Annotated in this window: 4 protein-coding genes and 1 pseudogene; 4 read left to right on the top strand and 1 reads right to left on the bottom strand. The window is 66.5% G+C overall.

All coding sequences use genetic code 11. The features are described from left to right. Positions 1-233: pseudogene (locus tag AC1D1W_RS20145) on the top strand (IS110 family RNA-guided transposase); the annotation flags it as partial. 326 nt (positions 234-559) lie between these two features. Here AC1D1W_RS20145 and AC1D1W_RS20140 read toward each other — a convergent pair. Next, a complete protein-coding gene (locus AC1D1W_RS20140) occupies positions 560-781 on the bottom strand; it encodes a hypothetical protein (protein ID WP_243181119.1) in 222 nt (73 codons plus the stop codon). A gap of 570 nt (positions 782-1351) precedes the next feature. Between AC1D1W_RS20140 and yidC the strand changes: the two genes are divergently transcribed. The 3 genes from yidC to AC1D1W_RS20125 form a co-directional block, all read left to right on the top strand. Continuing rightward, complete coding sequence (yidC, locus tag AC1D1W_RS20135) at positions 1352-2155, top strand: membrane protein insertase YidC (protein WP_476944633.1); 804 nt, start codon at positions 1352-1354, stop codon at positions 2153-2155. Next, positions 2152-2811, top strand: coding sequence for an NAD(P)H-binding protein (locus AC1D1W_RS20130; protein WP_476944632.1), 660 nt, complete (start codon positions 2152-2154; stop codon positions 2809-2811). Before yidC ends, AC1D1W_RS20130 begins: the two co-directional genes overlap by 4 nt. 85 nt (positions 2812-2896) lie before the next feature. Continuing rightward, positions 2897-3715, top strand: an 819-nt coding sequence (locus AC1D1W_RS20125) for a cation:proton antiporter (RefSeq protein ID WP_476944631.1), incomplete at its 3' end; no start/stop codon positions are given.

The raw sequence follows: 3715 nt of genomic DNA, 5'->3' as shown, positions 1-3715 counted from the left end.
GGCACCACCGCAGACCATACGACCATCCATCCCACCTGATGCGGTCCCGATGGGAAATGGCCAGCCCGGATGCCAGGGCCCGGGGTCATGCCGGCAACCGGCGCCTCCACAACCGCTGGATCAGTTATCTCGAACGCCGCAAACGACCCGTCATCGCGAACGTCGCCATCGCCCGGGAGCTCGCCGGCTGGTGCTGGTCTCTGGCTTCCAGAACGGACCAGCCCAGCCAATAACCAACTAGATTCCGCGCTCGGCCAGCCCGGGCACGGACTGCCGGAACGTCCCTGCGGAGCGGTTTCTTGCAGCGCGTGGAGTAAACCCGCGATTCGACTATGGGCAGCCGGAAACGGCCATGCCCGACATAGCTAGACCAGCGGTAACCTCCAGCCGAACACTTCGTCCTGCGGTAACCAACCCGCGCATATCAGTCTGACCGCGCCGTCGCCATTGACACGCTGACCACCCCCGCCAGACACACCGGCAAGCAAAATGGGAAGCGGTCCCGGGCAACCCAACCCGGGACCGCTTCCCCACGCCCTTGACAAACGATCACTACATATCAGTCGAACAAAATGTGGAGCACCACCATGAGGGCGCCGGCACCGAAGAGTAGCGAGCAGAACAGGATGCCTATGCCCTCCATGCCCTGGGCTTGCTCAGCCTTGTCCCTGACGGCAAGTACTTTGAACTTTTCCGTGATCAGGTACACCTGATACGCGGCTATGCGCCTACGGAAGACGAACCACGCCGACGCCACAAGCATGAACACGATGCCTTCCACGATTGCCTTGCCTCCACAATCCGCCGCTAGGGTGCCCTTGCCCCGAGCCTACTGGGCGGGGATCCAGTCCTCGGGTCCTTCACCTGACATTCTGTCCGGTTGCCCCCGTCCTCTCATGCCCCCCTCACAAAGGGGAGGGGGAGGGACCCGCGACAGCCCCGCCGCTGTCCCCGGTAGTGATAGCGCCTCCGACGTCGTACGGGATAGAAGCTGACAGGCCCGTCTGAGGTGGGTTTGGGCCAAAGTGGGACTGAGAGAGGGGGCGGTTGGTACCTCCCACCTCTACACGCTCAGGGAATCCTGTTTTCGGCCACGCTAGGGGATAGCTTGCGGCCCAAGTGGCGGCTGTAGCTCCGCCACGGCACCGGCTCGTCGGTGGGGAAGGTGGCGACTACGGGAATGCACTTCGCGCAGGGAGGATTAAAAAATCAACGGCGTCAGTGCAGTGCGGGCACGCCCGGACACCGGCTGAATCGTCTCCTGGTCAGCGGTGTGCCTTCCGCAACGCGAGCCCGTGACAAGCGGCTTGTTTCGCCGTAGCTTTGCAGCAACTGACGGTTGGGGATATCAGTGGACCTTCTTGGCACCATCATGGCCCCGTTCAAATGGCTGGTCTCAGCCATGATGGCGGGTTTCCATGACGGACTCAGCGCCATCGGCATGCCGGCGGCCAGCGGCTGGACCTGGACGCTGTCCATCATCGGGCTCGTGCTGGTGATCCGCGCCGCCCTGATCCCGGTGTTCCTCAAACAGGTCAACGTCCAGCAGCGCATGAGGCGGCTGCAGCCGGACCTGAAGAAGCTCCAGGACAAATACAAGGGCAAGACCGATCCGGTCTCCCGCCAGGCCATGGCGCAGGAACAGATGGCCCTCTACAAGGCGCACGGCACCAACCCGTTCTCCGCCTGCCTGCCCCTGCTGATCCAGATGCCCTTCTTCTTCGCGCTGTTCCAGATGCTGTCCGGCATCAGCTCGGCCAAATCCAGCGGCCAGGGCGTCGGGGCCATGAGCCCCGAACAGGTCGCGCAGTTCGACGAGTCCACAATTTTCGGCGCCCCGCTCTCGGCTTCGCTGCTGCACGGCGGCGGCGGCGGCAGTCAGCTCTCGGTGTGGATCCTCTCCATTGCGATGATCCTGGCCATGACGGCCTCACAGCTCATCACGCAGCGGCAGATCATGGCCAGGAGCCTGTCCGGCGAGGCCGTGGCGACTCCGCTCATGGGCCCGCAAAAGGTGCTGCTGTTCAGCCTGCCGGTCGTCTTCGGTGTGGGCGGGATCGTGTTCCCCATCGGCGTCCTGATCTACTGGACCACCACCAACCTGTGGACCATGGGGCAGCAGTTCGCTGTCCGGTGGGACAGAATGGGACCATGACGCGCATCGCAATTATCGGCGGCCACGGCAAGGTGGCTTTGGAACTGTCCAGGATCCTCGCGGCGGAAGGGCACGGGGTCACCTCCTTTATCCGCAACCCGGACCATGCGGCCGACGTCGCGGCCACCGGCGCCACGCCGGCGCTGCTGGATGTGGAGAACGCGACGACGGCGCAGATCGCCGGAGCCCTCCACGGACACGACGCCCTGGTGTGGTCGGCCGGAGCCGGCGGCGGCAGCCCCGAACGGACCTACGCCGTGGACCGCGACGCCGCGATCCGTTCCATGGACGCCGCGGCGGAAGCGGGCGTCAGCAGGTACGTCATGGTGTCCTATTTCGGGGCCGGGCCGGACCACGGAGTCCCCGCGGACAACGGCTTCTTCGCCTACGCCGAAGCCAAGGCCGCGGCGGATGAGTACCTGCGCGGTTCAGGCCTTGACTGGACCGTCCTGGGCCCCGGAACGCTGACCACGGGACCCGGCAACGGGATGATCGACGTCGACCCCGCCGACACGTCCGACGGCACCGAAACCGCCCGGGCCAACGTCGCCCTGGTGGCGGCGGCGGTCCTCGGGCTGCCGGCCACGATCGGGCGCACCATCGAGTTCCGGGACGGCACGCTCCCGCTCGCGGCCGCGCTGGAACCGTTGGGCTAGCCCAGGACCCTTCCCGATAGGGTGGTGGGGGCGGTCCGCGCATCCACCCGGGATGCCCCGGCCCGCCTCCGGGGAAAGCGGGCACATGGATCAGTTGGCACTCATCGTTGGACTTCTGCTGGCTACGGTGGGCGCTGTCGGTCTCGGGGAGAAGCTGAGGCTGCCCTACCCGGTGCTGATGCTGATCCTGGCCGTTGCCCTGACGTTCATCCCCGGCTTCCCGGAGATCCAGATCCCGCCGGAGCTGATCCTGCCCATTTTCCTGCCCCCGCTGCTCTTCGCGACAGCGCAGCGCAGTTCGTGGGCTGTTTTCCGGGTCCGCTGGCGCACGTTGCTGATGCTTGCCGTCGCGCTCGTGGTGGTCTCGACGGCGGTGGTCGCGGGCGCGGCCTGGCTCATGATCCCGGGCATCGGCATACCGGCCGCGATCGCCCTGGGCGCCATGGTGGCCCCGCCCGATCCCGTGGCCGTGGACTCCATCGCCAGCCGGGTCCACATGCCGCGGCGGCTCATCAACGTGCTCCAGAGCGAGGGCCTGTTCAACGACGCCGCTGCCATCGTCATCTTCCAGGCGGCCGTGGCCGCCGCCGTCGCCGGTACCAAGATTGCCTCCGACGTCGTCCTCCAGTTTGTCCTGGGAGCTGCGATCGCGGTGGTTGTGGGGATCGGCATGGGCTGGCTCACGAGCCTGATCACCCGCCTGGTGACCTCCATGGTGGCCCGGAGCGCCGTCACCCTGGTGGTGCCGTTTGCCGCCTACATCCTGGCCGAGGAGGTGCACGCCTCCGGGGTGATCGCCGTCGTCGTCACCGCGCTGGAAATGCAGCGGCACTCCCGGCCCGGGGACGCCGCGGAGAGGGTCACCCGCACCGCGTTCTGGGACGTCGTGGAACTGCTGGTCACC

It is taken from the genome of Arthrobacter sp. P1_B4 (genome assembly GCF_056406555.1).
The sequence above is the reverse complement of the archived record's forward strand: the minus strand, read 5'-3'. Positions and strand labels throughout refer to the sequence as shown.

Bases quoted from the DNA above. Each gene is read 5' to 3' on its own strand.
- AC1D1W_RS20130 (WP_476944632.1), top strand. From the start codon at position 2,152: ATGACGCGCATCGCAATTATCGGCGGCCACGGCAAGGTGGCTTTGGAA.